The sequence below is a fragment of the Clostridium sulfidigenes genome (assembly GCF_052067195.1).
Lineage (GTDB): Bacteria > Bacillota > Clostridia > Clostridiales > Clostridiaceae > Clostridium_J > Clostridium_J sulfidigenes.
Map to the genome: position 1 here is coordinate 50,830 of NZ_JBQHQR010000008.1, position 20,863 is coordinate 71,692.

The following is a 20,863-nucleotide window of genomic DNA, read 5'->3' on the forward strand; positions in this document are numbered from 1 at the left end:
ACAGAACTTTACTTTAATATATTATGTGTTTTTATTTTTTACTATATACAATTTATTAAATCCAATTTATTCTACAAATTTTATAGCATATATGATATATTATTTTTAAATTAATATATTGCTTAAATTAAATAAAGGCTCTATTTTTTTAGACAACTACTCCGTAAATAAATCTTTCTATAAAAATATGGATATGAATGTTTATATCCGTAACTTTTTAAATATATATCTATACATCTATATATCTATATATCTATTTAACTATTTCTCTATTTAACTATTTAACTATTTAACTATTTGTTCTATCTATGCGGGTTTTAGGAGAATCTGTGATTTTGATAGTATGGTTAAGTATATATTAAAATGTTAATTATTAATAACAAGCAACCTTAAGGTGGTGACATTTTTGAAATACGCTTTTGTAGACTTTAGAATTTCTTTTGAGGAAATATTTGCTTTAGAAAATTTAAATTGTAAAGTTATCCTTTGCGAACCTTGCAATTCATTATATCCGGCTATATGTGGTCATCCTGATATTCTTATGCATTTCATAGACAATAGTAATATTATCATTCATAAATATACTTCTTCTATCTTTGAAGAAACTCTAAAATCTTTAAATCTAACAGTATTAAGAAGTACTAGCACTTTAACTGATAAATATCCTAATGATATTATTCTTAATGCTGTAAACACTCCTGATTTTTTTATGCATAATATAAGGTATACTGATAAAACTTTATTAGAAAACATTCATCCTAAGACTTTAATAAATGTTAATCAAGGTTATACTAAATGCTCTACTGTAGTATTATCTAATAAGGCCTTCATAACTTCTGATATATGTATTTACAAAGAATTAAATAACTATGGATATGATGTACTATTAATTCCACCAGGGGACATTCTTTTACCTCATTTGAATTACGGCTTTATTGGAGGAACTTGCGGTATGATAGATTCTAAAACTATAGTTTTTTATGGAGATTTAGATTTATATCCTCATGGGAATTTAATAAAAAGATTTTTAGATAAGCATGGCATAACCCCTATTTCTTTAGTCAACTCTCAACTAATTGATAGAGGTAGTATATACTTTTTAGATATTTAGTAGCTCATCTATACAGAATACTACAGTATGAATTTTTAATATTTAATTTAAATACCTCTATAAGAAGCACATTTATATTATGTACAAAATAAAAAAGCAAGTAAATAAATTACTTGCTTTTTTGGAGGCGCCACCCAGATTTGAACTGGGGATAAAGGCTTTGCAGGCCTCTGCCTTACCACTTGGCTATAGCGCCATATTGGAGCGGAAGACGAGATTCGAACTCGCGACGTTCACCTTGGCAAGGTGACGCTCTACCACTGAGCCACTCCCGCGTAATAATGGTGGCTCGAGCAGGAATCGAACCAGCGACACGAGGATTTTCAGTCCTCTGCTCTACCGACTGAGCTATCGAGCCAGACACAAATTTTAGAATTTATTGGCGACCCAGAAGGGACTCGAACCCTCGACCTCCGGCGTGACAGGCCGGCACTCTAACCAACTGAGCCACTGGGCCATATGGTGGTCGCAACAGGGATCGAACCTGTGACCCCCTGCTTGTAAGGCAGGTGCTCTCCCAGCTGAGCTATGCGACCAAAATTTAAATTTGTGACACCACTATTAAAATAATCTTTGCTAAGCTTAAAAAACAATAAATTTTCCAAGTCTTAACAAAGACTATTATATTAAATTTTTAGTTTATTGTCAATATGGTTTTTAGAATTTATTATAGAAATTAGTTAATAGCTTCTAATATTTTTTTAATATCTTCTGGTTTAAAATCATAGGTTTTATTACAGAAATGGCACAATATCTCTTCTGTCTTGCCCTCATCATATATCTCTTGTAAATCATCTTTACCAATACTAATCAGCACTCTTTCAACTCTTTCTCTTGAACAGTCGCATTTATACGCTGGTACTAAAGCATCATATATTTTCAAATCCATATCTTCAAATATAAATTCTAATATTTCTTCTATAGTCATTCCTTTCTCTATCATAGCCGTTACTGATGGAACTTCTTCCAATCTATAAGTTATAATATCTGCTAAGAATTCTGATGCACCTGGCATCATTTGTATAATAAACCCCCCAGCAGCTTTTATAGATAAATCTGTATCTACCAATACTCCTAAAGCAACAGCAGATGGTGTTTGCTCAGATACCGTAAAGTAATATGCTATATCATCGCCTACTTCTCCTGTATATATAGGCACCTGCCCTATATAAGGTTCTTTAAGCCCCATATCCTTAATTACTTTTAGATATCCATTTTTACCTATAGCACCACCAACTTCTAATTTACCTTTTTCATTTAAAGGTAAATCCACTTTTGGGTTTCCTATATATCCTTTAACACTTCCATCATGATGGGCAGTAACAGTAACGCCTTTCGCCTCTCCACCACCATCTATTTGAATAGTTAAACTATCAGTATCATTTTTTAGCATAGCACCCATTAAAACCCCACCAGTTAACATTCTCCCTAATGCTGCTGAAGCTGTTGGCATACATTCATGAGTTTTAGTTGCTTCATTCACTAATTCAGTAGTAATAGCTGCAATTATTCTTACTTGGCCATCCTTTGCAGTGGCTCTAATTAATTTATCTTTCATTACTCTAACATCCTTTCTTACTCAAAACATAGGTTATTCTTTCTGTATTCTTGCCTATGGCAACTTCTTCATAGCAATTAAGTTTTTTTTCTATGACAAGGTTTGATTCTTTTATAAACTTTTCTATTTTACTCTCACTATAGGCTCTCTCTCTGTGATGTTCATCAAATCTATGATACACTTGTCCTTCTTTAACAAAAAAGGTTAAGTACATATCAACAATATCCTCTTGTAATTGATTTTCCCAAATATATACCACATCTTCTCTGTCATAGTTAAAGCTATTATTTCCTAATATATTTTTTATTTTGTACTCTGTATTAATGTCAAAAATAAAAATACCATCATTCTTTAAGTGTTTATTAACTGACATAAAATATAATTGAAGTTTTTCATCCTCAATTATATAATTAGTAGAATCCAATCCACAAGTTATCAGATCAAACTGCTTTTTAAGATTAAAGGTACATATATCTTGGCACATGACCTTAGCTTTAATTCCCTCTGCCTTTAATTTTTCATCAGCAATAGATAACATATACTCTGATAAATCTATAGCCGTTGTAAATATAAAGTTTTTCCCAATTAACTTGGTAAAATTCCCTGTACCACAAGCTAAATCTAAATATTCTCTTCTTCCAACTTTATATTCCTTGCAAATCTCAATAATTTTTTCTGCCCAACCTCTATAATTGATATCTTCATTAATAAGTTCATCATATATATCAGCAAAATCATTATAACAGTCCATAGGTTCACCATCTTTTCTATATAATCACCTATTTATTTTACATTACTTTTTTTATTTTGTCTAAGAAATCTTCAATGACTATGTAACAAATCTCATATCCATATGTTTATTCACATATATATATTATTCATATATTAAGCTATTATTAAATCTCTTCATTAAATTAATATAATTTATCTTAATTATTCTAACAAAGTCTTAGTTAAGCTTGATTATCATTAACATATTATATAAAACTAAAAAAACTCATCATTCTTAGGAATATTTAGACCCTTCTTCTTTTTGGTCATCATACCTCCAATTCTTCCCGTTTCTTCTGCAGTTAAACTACTCCATCCAAATTCATTTACTTTATCAGCCAAACCTAATTCTTCTACTATATCATATTTTATTTGCTCTCTTAAAGCCTCCTGTGGAGTTAATTCTTTATTAGCTTTCAATTTAGATTTTATCACTTTTTTTATAGGAGTCTTACCCACAAGCTTCCACCTCCGCGTTATTAAAATATAGTTTTAATGTAATAACTATATTTTCTACCATAGACTTTTTTTTATTCATATCCTTTATAAATTCTATAGTTTTTCTTACTCCCATCATAAGTAGTTTTAAATTTACACTAACTAATAAAATACTCCTTAAAGTATTTCTAAATACTTTAAGGAGTATCAAACATTATAATAATATTTTATATTATTTTCTACCTGAAGTGTAGGTGTATTTTAAATCAACTGTTCCAAATAATGGAGCACTGTAAGTCTTAACATACTTTCTTACATAAGTGTTTTTAAATCTCCAAGATTCTGGACTTATAACAGCATCTTCATATAATAAAATTCTTTCTGCTTGTTTAAATAATTCGGTTCTTTCTGCTGGATCTACAGTTTTTGCTGCATCAGCTATAAGCTTATCGTATTTAGGATTTGACCATCCTGTCATTACAACGTTAGCTCCAGTTACCCAGAAATCAAGGAATGTGTTAGGGTCATTGTAGTCACCGCCCCATGCCATAGCTGCTACTTGATAATCAAAGTTATCAGTTCTTTCTTGGAATTGTGCCCACTCAACATAATCAACTTTTACTTTTACACCAAGTTTATCTTCATAAACACGTTGTTGGAATTCAGCCCATACCTTATTTTCAGCTGAAGTACCTGATTCTAAGTAGTTAATAGTTATTTTAGATGGATCATCTCCAAGTCCTAATTCTTTCATTCCTTCAATTAATAAAGCCTTTGGATCTGGATTTTCATCTAGAAGATCCTTAACTGGAGTATCACCTACTTTATCTCTATAATCTTCTCCGCCTATTTGTACTTTAGGAGGTACGAAAGACATAGCTGGCTCTCCAAGACCTTTTCTTAAAGTTTTAATTTTATTTTCTCTATCTTCAGCTACCATAAATGCTTTTCTTACCTTAGCATTACTAAATAACTTATCTTTATGGTTGAAGAAAGTATAAGTAGTAGAACCATCATATCCTTTTTTAGCCTCATACTCACCAGTTGCATCAAACTTTTCTATCCATTCTGGTTTAGAAACTCCTGCCATATCTAATGAACCATTAAGTAATTCATTCATTTGAGCAGATTCTTCTTTAATGATTTTCATTGTAGCTTTTTCAAGTTTTACATTTTCAGCATCCCAATATTCTGGATTTTTAGTAAATTCAATCTTATTATTGTGTACCCATTCAGAGATTATGAATGGTCCACTATATACCATTGTATTTGCTTCAGAGCCATATTTATCGCCATGTTCTTTTATTATATCCTCTCTTTGTGGTTGCATTACTTTAAAGTATGTTAAATCTAAGAAGTATGGACATGGTGAATTTAATGTAAATTCAATTGTTTTATCATCTACAGCCTTAATACCTAAATCTTCTCCTTTAGCTTTACCTGCGTTAAATTCTGAGGCATTCTTAATTGGATATAAAAGGAATGCATATGGTGATGCAGTATTTTGATCTAAAGTTCTAGTGATACCATAAACGAAGTCTTTTGCAGTAATTGCTTTTCCATCACTCCATTTAGCATCTCTTAATTTAAATGTCCAAACTGATTTATCATCGTTAGGTGTCCAACTTTCAGCTATACCTTCTATGATTTTATCTTTTCCAGTTTCGTCTTGAATAATTCTTGTTAATGCCTCTTGGCTGTTTGCAAGAACTTGTGATGAATACATATCACTTGATTTTGATTGGTCAATTGTTTTTGGTTCAGCCCTCAATAATAAGTTAAGATACTGTTCTTTATCCATATCTCCAGAAGCAGCAGTCTCTCCACCTTTGCCCTCATCTTTTTTGTCATCTTTACCGCAACCTACTAAAGCAACAGAAGTTACCATAGATACAGCTAGTAAAGCAGCTAATATTTTTTTGCTTTTCATGAATAATCCCCCTTCATTAATCATCAATATAATAGATATAATGTCATATCCATCTGATTTAAATTTATTATATATTAACACTTTCACTATTGCAATACCTATTATCTGAATATTTATAAGATTACCTCAATTCGACTTATTGTCTTATATAAGTACAAATATCTTATGAAATATTAATACAACTTCTCATTTTGATTAATTATATTAATATTTTTTTAATTAAAATTTATTTCTTAATTTATTTTACTTTTTTTCATTTGTTTATTTTTCTTTTTTCTTCTTTTTTCTCTATTAATCGGGTTTTATTTGCATTTAAATTCGAAATTTGTAATACGAATTTTATCATTTAATCACTACATACAATATATATATTATAGTATTTTAGATAATATTGACTTCTTTACCCTAACTTTGTATTGCATTAAATTAGAATTTCCTTATAAAACCCACTTTTATAGACAAAAACATCAAAGCATCTAAAAAAAGTGAAGCATTCATTATTTGCTTCACTTTTTCTCATTTCATTATAATATTATTTTCTTCCAGTAGTATAAGTATATTTTAAGTCTATCGTTCCAAATAATGGAGCAGTGTAGTTTTTAACATACTTTCTTACATAAGTATTTTTAAATCTCCAAGCTTCTGGACTTACAACACCATCTTCATATAATAGTATTCTTTCAGCTTCTTTGAAAAGTTCAGCTCTTTCATTCGGATCATCACTTTTTCCTGCTTTAGCTATAAGTTCATCATACTTAGGATTTGACCAACCTGTTGGTACAACTCCAGCTGTTGATGTCCATAAATCTAAATATGTGTTAGGATCATTATAGTCTCCAGTCCATGCCATACCTGCAACTTGATAATCAAAGTTATCAGTTCTTTCTTGGAATTGTGCCCATTCAACAAAATCAACTTTAACATTAATTCCAAGTTTTTTTGTATAAACTTGTTGTTGGAATTCAGCATATTCTTTAGCTACCGCATCAGTACCTGATTGTAAGTAACTAATAGTTATTTTAGATGGATCTTCTCCAAGGCCTAGTTCCTTCATACCTTCTATTAATAATGCTTTTGGATCTGTGTTTTCATCCATTAATTTTTGAACTGGCAATTCATTTACTTTTGTTCTATATTCTTCTCCACCTATTTGTACAGACTTTGGTACAAATCCTAGAGCAGGTTCGCCAAGACCTTTTCTTAAAGTCTTAATTTTATTTTCTCTATCTTCTGCTACTATAAACGCTTTTCTTACCTTAGCATTACTGAATAATTTATCTTTAAGGTTAAAGAAAGTATATGTAGTTGAACCATCATATCCTTTTTTAGATTCATATTCACCAGCAGAATCAAATTTTTCTATCCATTCTGGTTTAACTACTGTAGCCATATCTAATGAACCATTAAGTAACTCATTCATTCTTGCAGACTCTTCTTTTATTATTTTCATTGTAACTTTATCAAGTTTTACATTTTCAGCATCCCAATATTCAGGATTCTTAACAAATTCTACTTTATTATTATGTACCCATTCAGATATCATAAACGGTCCACAATATACCATGCTATTAGCTTCTGAACCATATTTATCACCGTGTTCTTTTACTATATCTTCTCTTTGTGGTTGCATTACTTTAAAGTATGTTAAGTCAAGGAAGTATGCACATGGTGATGCTAATGTAAACTCAACAGTTTTTTCATCTATAGCTTTAACACCTAAGTCTTCTGCCTTAGCTTTACCAGAGTTGAATTCTACAGCGTTAGCTATAGGATATAATAGGAAAGCATATGGTGATGCAGTATTCTGATCTAGAGTTCTAGTAATTCCATATACAAACTGTTCTGCAGTAACTGGTTTACCATCACTCCATTTAGCATCTCTTAATTTGAATGTCCAAGTTAATTTATCATCTGAAGTTTCCCAACTTTCAGCTATACCCTTTTCAATTTTATCTTTACCATTTTCATCTTGTACAATTCTTGTTAAAGATTCTTGACAGTTTGCAAGAATTTGAGAAGAATATGAATCACTTGATTTAGATTGGTCAATTGTTTTTGGTTCAGATTGTAAAAGCATATTTAAATATTGTTCAGCATCTGCTTCTCCATTAGTAGCAGTTCCTGCACCCTTTTCTTCGCCTTTACCACACCCAACTAATGCCACTGATGTTATCATAGATAATGCTAATAATGATGCTAGTATTTTTTTACTCTTCATAAGTAATCCCCCTTAAAATAATTTGGTTTAGTTCAAAAATTAAAAATTTTCTTTCTAACCTCGGCTCATCTTTGCGTTATTCATTGTGCATATTTCTACACATTTCCTCATAACTTTTATTTATATTTATAGTACACTCTTTTTACGACAATGTCAATGTTCACCACTTCTACTTAAGACATTGTAATTTTAATTTTATTCAATTATACGAATTATCCTCTTTATTTTTTACGTAAAATTCCCTATATTTCAACAAAAAATTATAAATTCACGAATGGCAATTGATTCTATTACCATTGGTACACCTTATCTTCAAGGTTTCATATTTCCCCTTGTCGTAATTTGTAGTTTTTTTCATAAATTAATCATTAAAAGAAGATATATGAATTGCTTTTTTTAGTAAAATTCTTTTTTCTGTATTTTCTTTAAATAACACTCAATTAAATTCAATATGTTCTTTACTACTAAACACCCATATATCACTCCTTTTATAATATTATTAAAAGATATAGGAATTTATATACCTGGTAATAAAACTCAATAATTGAATAAAATTGATAGTCATCTGATAAAGTCTTTGTTTGAAATTACAGTGATTAAAAACAGAATTTGACTAGGCTTTTAAATAAAAAAATAAGAGTGCTTTTGCACTCTTATTTTTTTATTTAAATTATAATATATGACATGCAGCAAAGTGGTTTGGCTCAATTTCTCTAAACTCAGGAGTTTTTTCACTACATATAGGTTTTGCATATCTACATCTAGGTGCAAATCTACAACCAGGTTTAGGATTTATTGGACTTGGCACTTCTCCTTCTAAAGGTATTCTTGCTTTTTTCTTAGTTGCATCAGGATCAGGAATTGGAATTGCTGATAATAACGCTTGAGTATATGGATGTAAAGGCTTATCATATAAATCTTTACTACTAGCAAGTTCAACCATAGTTCCTAAATACATAACTCCAACTCTATCAGATATATGTTTAACCATTGATAGGTCATGGGCTATGAATAAATATGTTAATCCTAATTCATTTTGTAATTTTATTAGTAAGTTAACAACTTGCGCTTGAATAGATACATCTAGAGCAGATATAGGCTCATCACAAACTATGAAGTCTGGTTCTATAGCAAGAGCTCTTGCTATTCCTATTCTCTGTCTTTGTCCACCTGAAAACTCATGAGGGAATCTAGATGCGTGCTCTTTATTTAGTCCTACTAATTGTAGTAATTCATAAATTCTAGCCTGTCTTTCATTACCTTTGTGAAGGTTATGAATATCTATTCCTTCCCCAATAATATCTCCAACAGTCATTCTTGGGTTTAGCGATGCATAAGGGTCTTGGAATATTATTTGAGCTCTTCTAGTAAATTCTTTTTTCTGCTTTTTATCATATTTACTAATGTCATCTCCATCAAATAATATTTCACCACCAGTCGCTCCATAAAGTCCCATTACAGTTCTTCCACAAGTTGTTTTACCACAACCTGATTCTCCAACAAGACCTAAGGTTTCACCTTTAAATATGTTAAAGCTAACATCATCTACCGCCTTAAGTGTAGCATTCCTACCAACTTCGAAATATTTTTTAAGATTCTTTACTTCAATTAAAACTTCTTTTTTATTTGATTCAGTCATCTTATTCACCTCTTCTTAACGCTTCTGGAACTTCAACCTTAGGTGCCATTGGGTGTTTTAACCAACACAACACTTGGTGATCGTTCTCTACATTAGTCACTTCTGGCATCTCCTCTAAACATATTTGCATACAATATTCACATCTTGCAGCAAAAGGACATCCAACTGGTGGTTTAACTAAGTCTGGTGGAGTACCATTTAAAGCGTAAAGCGTATCCTTATTTTTTGTCTCAAGTCTTGGAACTGATTGAAGCAATGCCCATGTATAAGGGTGTTGAGGATTTGCAAATATTTCTTCTACAGTACCTCTTTCGATAACTTGTCCCGCATACATTACTTGAATTCTATCAGCAGTATCTGCCACTACTCCAAGATCGTGAGTAATAAGTATTACTGCAGTTCCTAGTTTCTTTTGAAGATCTCCTATAAGATCCATTATTTGAGCTTGTATTGTAACATCCAGAGCAGTAGTTGGCTCGTCGGCAATAAGTATCTTAGGATTACATGCAAGAGCTATAGCTATCATAGCTCTTTGTCTCATACCACCTGAGAATTCATGTGGATATTGATGAACTCTCTTATCAGCATTTGGTATATTAACAAGTTCAAGCATTTTTATTGCTTCTTTCATAGCTTCAGCTTTATTCATACCTCTATGAATTATTAAACTCTCAGCAATTTGCTTACCAACTGTCATTGTAGGATTTAATGAAGTCATAGGATCTTGGAATATCATAGATATATCTGATCCTCTTAATTTTCTTAATTCCTTCTCGTTCATATCTAAAATATTTTTACCCTCAAAAATGATTTTAGAATCTTTTTTAATTTCTGCTGGCATTGGTTCTGGTAACAGTCTCATTATAGCCTTTGATGTAACTGTTTTTCCACAACCTGATTCTCCAACTATAGCTAAAGTTTCACCCTTATCAAGATGAAAATCTACACCTCTTACTGCTTTTACTTCACCCGCATAGGTATGAAATGAAACCTGTAAATTTTCTATATCTAAAATTCTTTCCATTTGCCATTCCCCCCTTATTGACGTAATTTAGGATCTAGTGCGTCTCTTAAACCATCACCTAATAAATTAAAAGATAACATTGTTAACGAAATCGCTAAGGCAGGGAAAATTAATTGATAAGCGTAGAACATTATGGTCTGTTGTCCTGCTGCAGCAAGAGCTCCCCAACTTGTCATTGGTGATTGAACACCTATTCCTAAGAAACTTAAGAAAGCTTCTGCAAATATAAATGCCGGTATATCAAATGTTATAGCAACAATCATAACACCTAAAGTATTTGGCACTAAGTGTTTTGCTATTACTCTCGAAGCATTTGCTCCCAGTGCTTTTGCAGCAAGTACGTATTCTTGTTCTTTAATTTGTAAAAGTTGACCCCTTACAAGTCTAGCCATATAGCACCATCCTGTGATGGTCATAGCTATAATAAGTGGCACCATACTACCACCATCCATAATAACTCTGATAAGTATAACCAATACTAGGTATGGAATACTAACTAAAATTTCTAGTATTCTCATCATGATATCATCAGCAATTCCACCAAGATACCCAGATATACCACCATAAATTGTTCCTACAACAGTGTCGATAACAGCTCCAATTAACCCTATAGCGATAGATATTCTACCACCTATCCAAACTCTTGTAAACAAATCTCTACCTAAACTATCTGTTCCAAACCAATATGTTGCGTTTGGTTTCATATTTAGCATATCATTATTTGTAGCTTGATATTCAAATTTACTAATCATAGGTCCTATTATTGTCATCAATGCAATTAATCCTAATAACACCAACGAAAGCATCGCAACTTTATTCTTTTTAAGTCTTCTCCATGCATCTTGCCAGTAGGTCATACTAGGTCTAAGTATTCCCTCTGAATCTAGGTTATCACAACCTATAATTTGAAATTTTTCTTTTGAAAATTCTGCCATACTTATCCCTCCTAACGCTTTCCGCTTGATACTCTTATTCTTGGGTCAACTAATCCATAGATTATATCAACTAAGAATAATGCAACTATAAATAATGCTGATACAAATATTGATTGTCCCATTATCATAGTATAATCTCTATCTGTAATTGCTGATACGAAATATTGTCCAAGTCCCGGTATTGAAAATATGCTTTCAACTACGAAAGAACCTGTAAATATACCAGCAACTTGTGGTCCTAGAAGGGTAATAGCTGGTAAAATAGCATTTCTTATAACATGTTTAAATACTAAACTAACATTAGAAACCCCTTTAGCCTTAGCTGTTATTATATAATCTTGTCCAATAACATCCAAACAGTTAGCTCTCATATATCTTGCATAAGTAGCTATAGGAGATAAACTTAATGCTATGGTAGGCAATATAGTATGCTTAAACTCGCCCCACCCTGTTGTTGGCAACCATGTTAATTTAACTGTGAAGAAGAATTGTAGTAGTGATGCTACAACAAAACTCGGTACAGATATACCAACTATAGCTATGAACATTACTAAATAATCTGGCCATTTCCCTCTTTTAAATGCAGCTACAATACCTAATAAGATACCTATTGTAACTCCCAGTATAAGACCTTGTCCTCCAATTCGTGCTGAAATAGGTGCATGTTTCATAATAGTCTCTGTAATATCTCTTCCCGGAGATGCTAGAGATTGTCCTAAATCTCCTTTGACAGCATTCTTAACGAATAATCCATATTGAGTTAAAAGTGGCTTATTTAATCCATATTTAGCATAGTAGTTAGCTTTTATTTGCTCTGGAAGCTTTCTTGCTGCAACCGCAAGTGGATCTCCAGGCATAGCATGGATAAGCATAAATGTTATTGATGATGCAATGAATAATGTCAATAACATATATCCAAATCTTTTTAGAGTAAATTTAAACATCGTCATCCCTCCATTTTTAAGTAAAAATATGCAATAAAATCCCCATCTACTGCATTTCCCCCAACATTAACCTTTTTCTACCTTAAGCACAATGAGACATTATTAGAAATTACATCTCACCTATAGACTCCTATAAATGAAATGTAAATATTTAAGACACCCCTAAGCTTATTAATGATATCGTATACAAAGTCGTTGTTTTATAATTTGCAACATTATGTATTATGATATTATAAAAACTTTAGCACTTTTTATTCTTTTTTGTCTCATATCAACTTTTAAAATGTAATGCATTATTTTCCCTTACTAACACCTCCCACACTATTAATAAAATCTAGTAAGGCTTCATTCCTTTAACATTACTAAAACACACTTAAGATGCTATTATGAAATTAGCAAAAATGATTTATTTAAATAGTTAGTTCCTTTTAAATATTTTGACAATTGCCACAATATCAAAGCCACTGCCTTTTCAAACACAACACTAAGAAATTATTTCTCAGCTTTTTACTCATTCATACATATTTCATAGATAATATGTGGTTATGTATTTTAGTAGTTATAATTGTTAAAAGTATGAAAATAAAAATAATAATAAATTCATTTTTTATAATATTAACACAGGGTTCTGTAAGTTGTCAAACTATTTTAATACATAATTTGTTCTTAAGATTACAAATTGCAACAAAATATTAGATAATATATTAAATTCATATATTTAAATCTTCTATATACCTTCATATTTTTACATATTTAAACAAATGCATCTTTTTATTTAAAATATTATCTTGCGAATTTTTAATATGATTCTTTTATATCTAAAATCTTATTATCTATTCTTTAAATTGACCTAACACTTCCCTACTTTCATCCTCCCCTTAACAATCTGGATTTAATAATATCTACGTTCATTGTATTATGCTTTTACTTCCATTGACATCTTTGGTATATATCTCTGCTATAATAAAATTTTATATATAAATTTAATAAAGTTATATAACTTTATCTACTTAAGTTATATAATGTATTATAAATATAAGTTAAGTGAGGTGGTATTTTTGAAATACAATGTTGCTATAGTCGGCGCTACCGGAATGGTGGGAAGACAATTCATAAATATTTTAGTTGAAAGAAATTTCCCCATAGAAAATCTATATCTTTTTTCATCTGCCAGGTCTGCTGGAACTACTATACACTTTAATGGAAAAGATATATTGGTAGAAGAACTTAAGAAAGAAAATATAATTAGCAAAAAAATTGATTTAGCTCTTTTTTCAGCTGGTGGAGATGTCAGCTTAGAATTTGCTCCTATATTCGCAGAACACAATACCGTGGTTATAGATAATAGTAGTGCATGGAGAATGGATCCTAAAGTTCCTCTGGTAGTTCCTGAGGTTAATGGTGAAGATATTAAATGGCATAATGGTATTATTGCTAATCCTAACTGTTCTACTATTCAAGCAATGGTTGCTCTTAAACCTCTTGATATTAAATATGGAATAAAAAGAGTTGTATACTCAACTTATCAAGCTGTATCCGGTGCTGGAGTTCAAGGGTTTAATGATCTAAAGGATGGAGTATCTAATGTTCCTCCTAAGAAATTTCAATATCCTATAGCCTATAATGTAATACCTCAAATTGATGTATTCTTAGATAATGGTTATACAAAGGAAGAAATGAAGATGATAAATGAAACCCATAAAATTCTTCATAATGATCAAATCAAGGTTACTGCTACCACAGTAAGGGTACCTGTATTCCATGGTCATAGCGAAAGTATTAACGTAGAATTTGAAAACACTTTTGAACTGGATGATATTTTCAACTTATTTAAAACTTTACCTGGAATTACTGTAATGGATGATATAAAAAATAATATTTATCCTATGCCTGTAGATATAGAAGGTCAGGATGACGTTTATATTGGAAGAATCAGACGTGATTTTAGTGTTGATAATGGTGTTAACCTATGGGTTGTAGCTGATAATATTAGAAAAGGTGCTGCCCTTAATGCAGTACAAATTGCAGAAGTTTTTATAAAAGAAAATTTAATAAAATAAATATAATGATTTAAGAGGTGTATATATGAGTATTTTTAAAGGTTCTGGTGTTGCAATTGTAACTCCATTTAGCAAAGACGGTGTAGACTTTCCTAAATTAAAAGAATTATTAGAATGGCATATTGAAAATGGAACTGATGCTATCATAGTATGTGGTACAACTGGAGAAGCATCTACTATGACAGAAACTGAGAGAAAAGAAACTATAAAATTCACTGTAGATACAGTTAATAAAAGAATCCCTGTTATAGCTGGTACTGGTAGTAATAACACCATGGCTTCTGTTAAAATGAGCATCTACGCTGAGTCTGTTGGTGTAGATGGACTTTTAGTAATTAACCCTTACTACAATAAGACTTCAGCAAAAGGCTTAATTGCTCATTTTAAAACTATTGCTGAAGCTGTTAATACTCCTATAGTAGTATATAATGTACCATCTAGAACTGGCATGAATATTTCACCAAAGGCTCTCCATGAACTTTGTCAGCTAGATAATATTGTTGCTGTAAAGGAAGCTAGTGGAAATATAAGCCAAATTGCAGAAATAAAATATCTCTGTGGAGATAAATTAGATATATATTCTGGAAACGATAATGAAATTTTACCAACTCTTGCTATAGGCGGACTTGGAATAATATCAGTTATTGCAAATATTGTACCTAAAGATGTTCATAATATATGTGAATTATTCTTTAATGGAGAAATAAAAGCATCTCAAGAGTTGTTTTTAAAAACTATCCCTTTAACTAATGCATGTTTCTGTGAAACAAACCCTATTCCTATAAAAACTGCCTTAAATCTTATGGGTAGAAGTGTCGGAAACTTAAGACTTCCATTAGTTGATATGGATGATAATAATTTAGTGACTTTGAAAGAAGCTCTAAAAAACTACCACTTATTATAAAGGAGACTATACATGGTAAAGATTTTATTAGTTGGATGTAACGGAAAAATGGGTCATATGATTTCAAAGGTAGCTTCTACTTCTGAAACATTAAATATTCAGGCTGGAGTAGATATGAATACAGAATCTAATTTTAATTACTCTATTTATGATTCCATAGATAAAGTAACAGAAGAAGTAGATGTAATTCTGGACTTCTCAAGACCTTCAAGTTTAGACTCTATATCAAAATATGCTTTAGCTCACTCATTACCAGTAGTATTTTGCACTACTGGCTATACGGAAGAACAAATAGTTCATATTAAGAATCTACAAAATTCAATTCCTGTGTTCTATTCTGCTAATATGTCTATAGGAATTAATATAGTAAATAATTTATTAAAATCTATTAGCAATAAACTATATACAGATTTTGATATTGAGATAATAGAAAAACATCACAATCAAAAGGTAGATGCTCCAAGTGGTACTGCACTACTTCTTGCAAATACTATAAGGGACTCTATAGAAGAAGAAACTACCTTCAACTATGGTAGAGAAGGAATCTCTAAAAGAGAACACAAGGAAATAGGAATTCATGCAATTCGTGGTGGAAATATTATAGGTGACCATGAAGTTATATTTGCTGGTATGGGTGAAGTAATTGAAATTAAACACTCAGCTATTTCAAGAGAAGTATTCGCTGTAGGCGCTTTAAAGGCTTGTGAGTATGTTCATAACAAACCCAAAGGCATATATTCTATGGACGATGTAGTTAAATAGTAAATCAAATTTAGTTCAAATAAAAAGTGTTATGAAATCTATATTTTCATAACACTTTTATTTAATATTTACTTATCTTTTATATTTAACCCTTAGTTAAGCTTTATCTGATTTAACCACTGTTCCATTAAATCTAAAGATAATTTTAAATCTTCCATGCTGTAGCAATAAGAAATTCTAACATACCCTTCTCCACCTTTTCCAAATGCAGTTCCTGGTACTACGGCTACCTTAGTATCCTCAAGTAGCTTATCACAAAAATCTTCACTACTAAATCCAAAGGATTTTATACACGGAAATATATAAAATGCTCCCTGTGGTCTTATAACTTCAAGTCCCATAGAAACTAGTCTATCATAGACATAATCCCTTCTTATCTTTAATTCTGATTTTATATGTTCCATATGGTACATAGACTTCTTAAGTCCTTCTAAAGCTCCATATTGACCAATAGACGGTGCACATGACACATTGTATTGATGAACCTTTATTATGCTATTTAATATCCATTCCGCTGCACATACATATCCTATTCTAATTCCTGTCATGGAAAACATTTTTGAAAATCCACCTATAAGTATAAGTTTATCTTTTAACTTTCCATACTGTGATATAGAGTTAAATTCTCCAAATACAATAGAGCTATAAATTTCATCACTTACAATTAATACATCTTTATCTTTTAATATATTAAATAATCTATCACATTGATCCTTGGTCAAAAGTTGTCCTGTAGGATTTGATGGATAAGATACTACTATTACCTTAGGACATTCTTTCTCTATGACTCTCTCCAATTGCTCCATATCTATAGATAAATCTTCCTTAATACTATAATTTATTACCTCTCCACCAAGAATCTTAACACAATTTTCATAGGCAGGATATGCAATGGAAGGTATTAGAACTTTATCTCCTGGATTTAATATTCCAGTAAAAGTAGATAATAATCCTTCACTTCCTCCTACAGTTACACATATTTCTTTACTAGAGAAACTTATATTTAAAGATTTTAGATACTTAGAAATTTCTTCTCTTAACTCTTCTATCCCAGCATTAGGTGTATAAGTAGTTCTATCTTCATCAAGGGACTTTTTCATAGCCTCTTTTATTTCCTCAGGTATTTTAAAATCTGGCTCACCTAGAGTTAGTGATATAGCACCTTCTATCTTAGCAACCTTATTATAAAATTTCCTTATTCCTGATATTTCTATATTGTCTATGTTACTTGACAATCTCATAATTTATACCTTATACTCCTTAGAATTCTATTCCTCTTCTTGCTGGAACCCCTTCATTAAAGTAGTGTTTAAGATCCTTCATTTCAGTAACTAAATTAGCTCTTTGCATTATTGATTCTGGCACATTTCTACCTGTCATTATAAGTTCTACATCATCTGGTTTTTTATCTATCAGTTCTATTAATTGTTCTTCTGTAATTAGCCCATTAGATAAAGTTCCCATTATCTCATCCATTATCAATATATCACAATTTCCTTCTTCCAATTGCTTTATACAGAACTTATACGCTTCTTGAATATCCTCTTTTAGCTCTAACTTTTCTTGATCATTTAATGTCCAGAAAAATCCTCTAGGTCTTTCAAATCTATGAATAGTAAAATATGGAGCCATAAGTTTAGCTGACTCTAATTCTCCTGTTGCATCACTTTTTAAAAACTGAACCATACATACTCTATATTTATTTCCAGCAGCTCTAGTTGCAAGCCCCACTGCTGCTGTAGTTTTTCCTTTTCCGTTTCCAGTATATATTTGAATATATCCTTTGTTTAAGTTTCCCATATATTTACCTCCTAGGTCTACTTTTTTTAATTTTATTATATCATTTACAAATAAAATATTCCATTATATATGATTTTTATGATATAACTATAGATATACTATATTGATAAATTAAATATACTAAGTATTATATTCAAAAATATCTTATTTATTTATAATTATTGTTTAGTTTTTTAGGATAATATATAAATGAATATATATTACTTGTCGAAAGGAGTTAGAGGTATGGAATATAATTTTACTGATCCATATGAAATTGCTAGATTTATAAAGGAGTCAAAGAAATCAACCCCTGTGAAAGCTTATGTTAAAGGTGATCTAAAGGATTGTAACTTTGAAAATGTAGACTGTTTTGGCGAAGGCAGCTTCTATGTTTTATTTGGCGATAGCGCTGATATAAATAATTTTTTAGATGCAAATAAAGAAAAAATACATAACTACAGGCTTGAATCTGATAGAAGAAACTCAGCTATACCTATGCTTGATACAAGAAGTATAAATGCTAGAATTGAGCCAGGTGCAATAATCCGTGATAGAGTTTCTATTGGAAATAATGCTGTTATTATGATGGGTGCTGTTATCAACATAGGTGCTGAAATCGGTGATGAAACCATGGTAGATATGAATGCTGTTGTAGGTGCTAGAGGAAAGCTTGGTAAAGGGGTCCACCTTGGAGCTGGAGCAGTAGTTGCTGGAGTTTTAGAACCACCTAGCAAGTCTCCATGTGAAATTGGTGACCATGTACTTATAGGAGCTAATGCAGTAATCTTAGAAGGTGTAAAAATAGGAAATCATTCAGTAGTAGCTGCTGGTGCTATCGTTACAACAGATGTACCTGAAAATGTAGTTGTAGCCGGCTCTCCAGCTAAAATAATTAAACATGTAGATGATAAAACTAAGAGTAAAACTGAAATCTTAGCTGATTTAAGAAAATAATAAATTATAAATTAACAACCAAAAAGCTATCATGAAGGACTTCTTCATGATAGCTTTTTGGTTGATTTATCTCATTAAATAACTTCTTTCTCTTCATTATCATTTAAATTTGTTTCTTGTATATTGTTACTCTCATCTGTAGATGGATCATTGTCCACTTTTCCTATAATAGTTACATTATCTCTATTTTCATCAGTAACTCTTTCCATTTTAGAGATTGAAACTTCATAGGCAATTTTTTTAACTACTTCTGTATCTGAAACTTTCTTTTGATATTCCCTACTTTGTAATCTTCCCCAAATTCTAATGTTATCCCCTACTTCTAAACTCTTACAAAATCTAGAGTTCCTTCCCCAAGCGATAGTAGGAATGTAATCTGATTTATTGTACAATCTATTAACAGCTAATAACATATCTGCTATCTCTCTGCCAAATGGTGTTGTTCTGTAAACGGGTGCCTTGCAAATATATCCATCTAAGAAAATTTGATTTGGATTTTTTCCTCTTTCTTCAAGTTGGCGAATATCTCTTGCAAATACAGTTAATATAAGTCTATTGGCACCATCTACAAACTTGTTATAGGATCTAAGCTGTCCATCTATTACAAGCTCACTTCCAATACTTACATCAATTCCTGCAATTAATCTTTCTGATACTGTAATTACTAATATGTCAGAAGTATCACTAAGTCTTGAAACCTCAAATTCAAAATTGTAAAATCCCTCTCCATACATTTCGTGGCTAAACTCTAAATCTGAGATAACTTTTCCCTCTAAGTAAATTTTGTTATTAAAAATATTATTATCCATGGTAACCCCTCTTTCCCTTGGTTTTTTAGTAAAATTTACTATAATTTATATTCATAAAAAATAAAAATATAACTATTTATAGTAAAAATCAAATATTTTTCTTATAGTTCTATTTACATTACCCCCGTGAATTAATTATAGAATAATTGTCTAAATTTTACAACATTTAATTTTCAAAAATTCACATTTTTTAGTCTTATAATTAAAATATGCAATAATTTTGTCAATTTTCATTTAGTATTTGTTTCCCTGAATGATCTAGATAATAATTATTACTATATATTAAGTTAGACACTGTAATAAATTCATAACCCATTGCTTGGTATTTTTCAATTATTTTCGGCAAATTTTCTGTGGTGTACTTTCCATCATTATGAAATAGTAGTATAGAGCCTTCCCTTGCCTTTGATACTATTCTTTCATATTCTATATCTGCTCCATTAGCCTTCCAGTCAACACTATCAACATCCCACTGTATTGCCTTTAACCCTGTACTTTGTATAGCTTCTACTGAAACATCATTATATGAGCCTGATGGGAATCTAAATGTTTTAGGCATTTCTCCAGTCAAATTTAATATTTTAGCATTAGCTATTTCTAAATCCTTAATTATGCTCTCCTTTGTCATATTTGTATAATCAGGATGTTTATTAGAATGATTTCCTATTTCATGTCCTCTCTTTGAAATTTCTATTACTTTGTCTGGATAATCATCACACCATAATCCGATAATATAAAATGTGGCCTTTACATTATATTTATCGAGAACATCTAGTATTTCATTAGTTTTATCATCACCCCAATTAACATCAAAGGTTATAGCCATTTTCTTTTCTTTTGTATCTACTGAATAAATAGGTATCTTTCTACCTGTTGGAATAAAGGTCTCCTTATAAAATACACGTCCCATAATACTTATACACACTATTAATATTAACAATGCTAAATAAGTTGTTATTTTTATTTTAATTCTATTAGATCTATCCATATTCCTCCTTTACTTATAAACATACTTTCTATAAAA

19 protein-coding genes and 5 tRNA genes are annotated in these 20,863 nt (G+C 30.7%); 5 read left to right on the forward strand and 19 right to left on the reverse strand.

Features of this window, described 5'->3' with window-relative positions; genetic code table 11:
- The first annotated feature begins 406 nt into the window (after positions 1 to 406).
- Positions 407 to 1,111 carry a DUF6873 family GME fold protein gene (locus ACTNBA_RS10915; protein ID WP_441074049.1) on the forward strand — a complete coding sequence of 235 codons (705 nt, stop codon included), beginning with the start codon at positions 407 to 409 and terminating at the stop codon, positions 1,109 to 1,111.
- Positions 1,112 to 1,233: 122 nt separating this feature from the next.
- Here ACTNBA_RS10915 and ACTNBA_RS10920 read toward each other — a convergent pair.
- The 15 genes from ACTNBA_RS10920 to ACTNBA_RS10990 all read right to left on the reverse strand — a co-directional run bounded on the left by ACTNBA_RS10920 (position 1,234) and on the right by ACTNBA_RS10990 (position 12,568).
- Positions 1,234 to 1,307, reverse strand: a tRNA-Cys gene (locus ACTNBA_RS10920).
- Positions 1,308 to 1,311: 4 nt separating this feature from the next.
- Positions 1,312 to 1,386 (reverse strand) — tRNA-Gly (locus ACTNBA_RS10925).
- 7 nt (positions 1,387 to 1,393) lie between these two features.
- Positions 1,394 to 1,469: transfer RNA gene (locus ACTNBA_RS10930), tRNA-Phe, on the reverse strand.
- Between the two features lie 22 nt (positions 1,470 to 1,491).
- Positions 1,492 to 1,568, reverse strand: a tRNA-Asp gene (locus tag ACTNBA_RS10935).
- Between the two features lie 3 nt (positions 1,569 to 1,571).
- Positions 1,572 to 1,647: transfer RNA gene (locus tag ACTNBA_RS10940), tRNA-Val, on the reverse strand.
- Between the two features lie 140 nt (positions 1,648 to 1,787).
- On the reverse strand, positions 1,788 to 2,669 hold the full coding sequence (gene hslO, locus ACTNBA_RS10945) for an Hsp33 family molecular chaperone HslO (RefSeq protein WP_441074050.1): 882 nt from the start codon (positions 2,667 to 2,669) through the stop codon (positions 1,788 to 1,790).
- A 4-nt stretch (positions 2,670 to 2,673) separates the two neighbouring features.
- On the reverse strand, positions 2,674 to 3,420 hold the full coding sequence (locus ACTNBA_RS10950) for a class I SAM-dependent DNA methyltransferase (RefSeq protein ID WP_441074051.1): 747 nt from the start codon (positions 3,418 to 3,420) through the stop codon (positions 2,674 to 2,676).
- Positions 3,421 to 3,656: 236 nt separating this feature from the next.
- Positions 3,657 to 3,899 (reverse strand): alpha/beta-type small acid-soluble spore protein, encoded by a 243-nt coding sequence (locus ACTNBA_RS10955; RefSeq protein WP_035135812.1) that lies wholly within the window; start codon positions 3,897 to 3,899, stop codon positions 3,657 to 3,659.
- Positions 3,892 to 4,017, reverse strand: coding sequence for a hypothetical protein (locus tag ACTNBA_RS10960; RefSeq protein ID WP_441074053.1), 126 nt, complete (start codon positions 4,015 to 4,017; stop codon positions 3,892 to 3,894). The genes ACTNBA_RS10955 and ACTNBA_RS10960 overlap by 8 nt, the downstream gene beginning before the upstream one ends.
- Positions 4,018 to 4,110: 93 nt before the next feature.
- Complete coding sequence (locus ACTNBA_RS10965) at positions 4,111 to 5,808, reverse strand: peptide ABC transporter substrate-binding protein (RefSeq protein ID WP_441074054.1); 1,698 nt, start codon at positions 5,806 to 5,808, stop codon at positions 4,111 to 4,113.
- A 532-nt stretch (positions 5,809 to 6,340) separates the two neighbouring features.
- Positions 6,341 to 8,026 carry a peptide ABC transporter substrate-binding protein gene (locus ACTNBA_RS10970; protein ID WP_441074056.1) on the reverse strand — a complete coding sequence of 562 codons (1,686 nt, stop codon included), beginning with the start codon at positions 8,024 to 8,026 and terminating at the stop codon, positions 6,341 to 6,343.
- A gap of 670 nt (positions 8,027 to 8,696) precedes the next feature.
- Positions 8,697 to 9,665: an ABC transporter ATP-binding protein gene (locus ACTNBA_RS10975; protein WP_441074057.1), complete on the reverse strand. Its 969-nt coding sequence runs from the start codon at positions 9,663 to 9,665 to the stop codon at positions 8,697 to 8,699.
- 1 nt (position 9,666) lies between these two features.
- Positions 9,667 to 10,689 carry an ABC transporter ATP-binding protein gene (locus ACTNBA_RS10980; protein ID WP_441074058.1) on the reverse strand — a complete coding sequence of 341 codons (1,023 nt, stop codon included), beginning with the start codon at positions 10,687 to 10,689 and terminating at the stop codon, positions 9,667 to 9,669.
- A gap of 14 nt (positions 10,690 to 10,703) precedes the next feature.
- Positions 10,704 to 11,624, reverse strand: a complete 921-nt coding sequence (locus tag ACTNBA_RS10985) for an ABC transporter permease (RefSeq protein ID WP_441074059.1) — start codon at positions 11,622 to 11,624, stop codon at positions 10,704 to 10,706.
- Positions 11,625 to 11,635: 11 nt separating this feature from the next.
- Entirely contained in the window at positions 11,636 to 12,568 is a 933-nt protein-coding gene (locus ACTNBA_RS10990) for an ABC transporter permease (protein WP_441074061.1), read from the reverse strand.
- A 1,058-nt stretch (positions 12,569 to 13,626) separates the two neighbouring features.
- On the opposite strand from ACTNBA_RS10990, the gene ACTNBA_RS10995 reads away from it, so the two are divergent.
- The 3 genes from ACTNBA_RS10995 to dapB are packed head-to-tail and all read left to right on the forward strand — an operon-like array spanning position 13,627 to position 16,294.
- A complete protein-coding gene (locus tag ACTNBA_RS10995) occupies positions 13,627 to 14,628 on the forward strand; it encodes an aspartate-semialdehyde dehydrogenase (protein WP_441074062.1) in 1,002 nt (333 codons plus the stop codon).
- Between the two features lie 25 nt (positions 14,629 to 14,653).
- Complete coding sequence (dapA, locus tag ACTNBA_RS11000) at positions 14,654 to 15,532, forward strand: 4-hydroxy-tetrahydrodipicolinate synthase (protein ID WP_441074064.1); 879 nt, start codon at positions 14,654 to 14,656, stop codon at positions 15,530 to 15,532.
- Between the two features lie 12 nt (positions 15,533 to 15,544).
- On the forward strand, positions 15,545 to 16,294 hold the full coding sequence (dapB, locus tag ACTNBA_RS11005; RefSeq protein WP_441074065.1) for a 4-hydroxy-tetrahydrodipicolinate reductase: 750 nt from the start codon (positions 15,545 to 15,547) through the stop codon (positions 16,292 to 16,294).
- A gap of 92 nt (positions 16,295 to 16,386) precedes the next feature.
- On the opposite strand, the gene ACTNBA_RS11010 is transcribed toward dapB, so the two are convergent.
- Entirely contained in the window at positions 16,387 to 17,535 is a 1,149-nt protein-coding gene (locus ACTNBA_RS11010; protein WP_441074067.1) for a pyridoxal phosphate-dependent aminotransferase, read from the reverse strand.
- A 19-nt stretch (positions 17,536 to 17,554) separates the two neighbouring features.
- Positions 17,555 to 18,094 carry a cob(I)yrinic acid a,c-diamide adenosyltransferase gene (locus tag ACTNBA_RS11015; RefSeq protein WP_035133066.1) on the reverse strand — a complete coding sequence of 180 codons (540 nt, stop codon included), beginning with the start codon at positions 18,092 to 18,094 and terminating at the stop codon, positions 17,555 to 17,557.
- Between the two features lie 225 nt (positions 18,095 to 18,319).
- Between ACTNBA_RS11015 and dapD the strand changes: the two genes are divergently transcribed.
- Positions 18,320 to 19,030 (forward strand): 2,3,4,5-tetrahydropyridine-2,6-dicarboxylate N-acetyltransferase, encoded by a 711-nt coding sequence (dapD, locus tag ACTNBA_RS11020; protein ID WP_150846032.1) that lies wholly within the window; start codon positions 18,320 to 18,322, stop codon positions 19,028 to 19,030.
- A gap of 74 nt (positions 19,031 to 19,104) precedes the next feature.
- Here the strand turns inward: dapD and ACTNBA_RS11025 are convergent, their stop codons facing one another.
- Both ACTNBA_RS11025 and pdaB read right to left on the reverse strand, forming a co-directional pair.
- Complete coding sequence (locus tag ACTNBA_RS11025) at positions 19,105 to 19,839, reverse strand: single-stranded DNA-binding protein (RefSeq protein ID WP_150846033.1); 735 nt, start codon at positions 19,837 to 19,839, stop codon at positions 19,105 to 19,107.
- 223 nt (positions 19,840 to 20,062) lie between these two features.
- Positions 20,063 to 20,827 carry a polysaccharide deacetylase family sporulation protein PdaB gene (gene pdaB / locus ACTNBA_RS11030; RefSeq protein ID WP_441074069.1) on the reverse strand — a complete coding sequence of 255 codons (765 nt, stop codon included), beginning with the start codon at positions 20,825 to 20,827 and terminating at the stop codon, positions 20,063 to 20,065.
- Positions 20,828 to 20,863: the final 36 nt, after the last annotated feature.

Coding starts and splice junctions, on each gene's coding strand:
- ACTNBA_RS10950 (WP_441074051.1), bottom strand. CDS start 3,420: ATGGACTGTTATAATGATTTTGCTGATATATATGATGAACTTATTAAT.
- ACTNBA_RS11015 (WP_035133066.1), bottom strand. CDS start 18,094: ATGGGAAACTTAAACAAAGGATATATTCAAATATATACTGGAAACGGA.
- hslO (WP_441074050.1), bottom strand. CDS start 2,669: ATGAAAGATAAATTAATTAGAGCCACTGCAAAGGATGGCCAAGTAAGA.
- ACTNBA_RS10975 (WP_441074057.1), bottom strand. CDS start 9,665: ATGACTGAATCAAATAAAAAAGAAGTTTTAATTGAAGTAAAGAATCTT.
- ACTNBA_RS10980 (WP_441074058.1), bottom strand. CDS start 10,689: ATGGAAAGAATTTTAGATATAGAAAATTTACAGGTTTCATTTCATACC.
- ACTNBA_RS10990 (WP_441074061.1), bottom strand. CDS start 12,568: ATGTTTAAATTTACTCTAAAAAGATTTGGATATATGTTATTGACATTA.
- ACTNBA_RS11010 (WP_441074067.1), bottom strand. CDS start 17,535: ATGAGATTGTCAAGTAACATAGACAATATAGAAATATCAGGAATAAGG.
- ACTNBA_RS10960 (WP_441074053.1), bottom strand. CDS start 4,017: ATGATGGGAGTAAGAAAAACTATAGAATTTATAAAGGATATGAATAAA.
- ACTNBA_RS10970 (WP_441074056.1), bottom strand. CDS start 8,026: ATGAAGAGTAAAAAAATACTAGCATCATTATTAGCATTATCTATGATA.
- ACTNBA_RS10965 (WP_441074054.1), bottom strand. CDS start 5,808: ATGAAAAGCAAAAAAATATTAGCTGCTTTACTAGCTGTATCTATGGTA.
- dapB (WP_441074065.1), top strand. CDS start 15,545: ATGGTAAAGATTTTATTAGTTGGATGTAACGGAAAAATGGGTCATATG.
- ACTNBA_RS11025 (WP_150846033.1), bottom strand. CDS start 19,839: ATGGATAATAATATTTTTAATAACAAAATTTACTTAGAGGGAAAAGTT.
- ACTNBA_RS10985 (WP_441074059.1), bottom strand. CDS start 11,624: ATGGCAGAATTTTCAAAAGAAAAATTTCAAATTATAGGTTGTGATAAC.
- pdaB (WP_441074069.1), bottom strand. CDS start 20,827: ATGGATAGATCTAATAGAATTAAAATAAAAATAACAACTTATTTAGCA.
- dapA (WP_441074064.1), top strand. CDS start 14,654: ATGAGTATTTTTAAAGGTTCTGGTGTTGCAATTGTAACTCCATTTAGC.
- dapD (WP_150846032.1), top strand. CDS start 18,320: ATGGAATATAATTTTACTGATCCATATGAAATTGCTAGATTTATAAAG.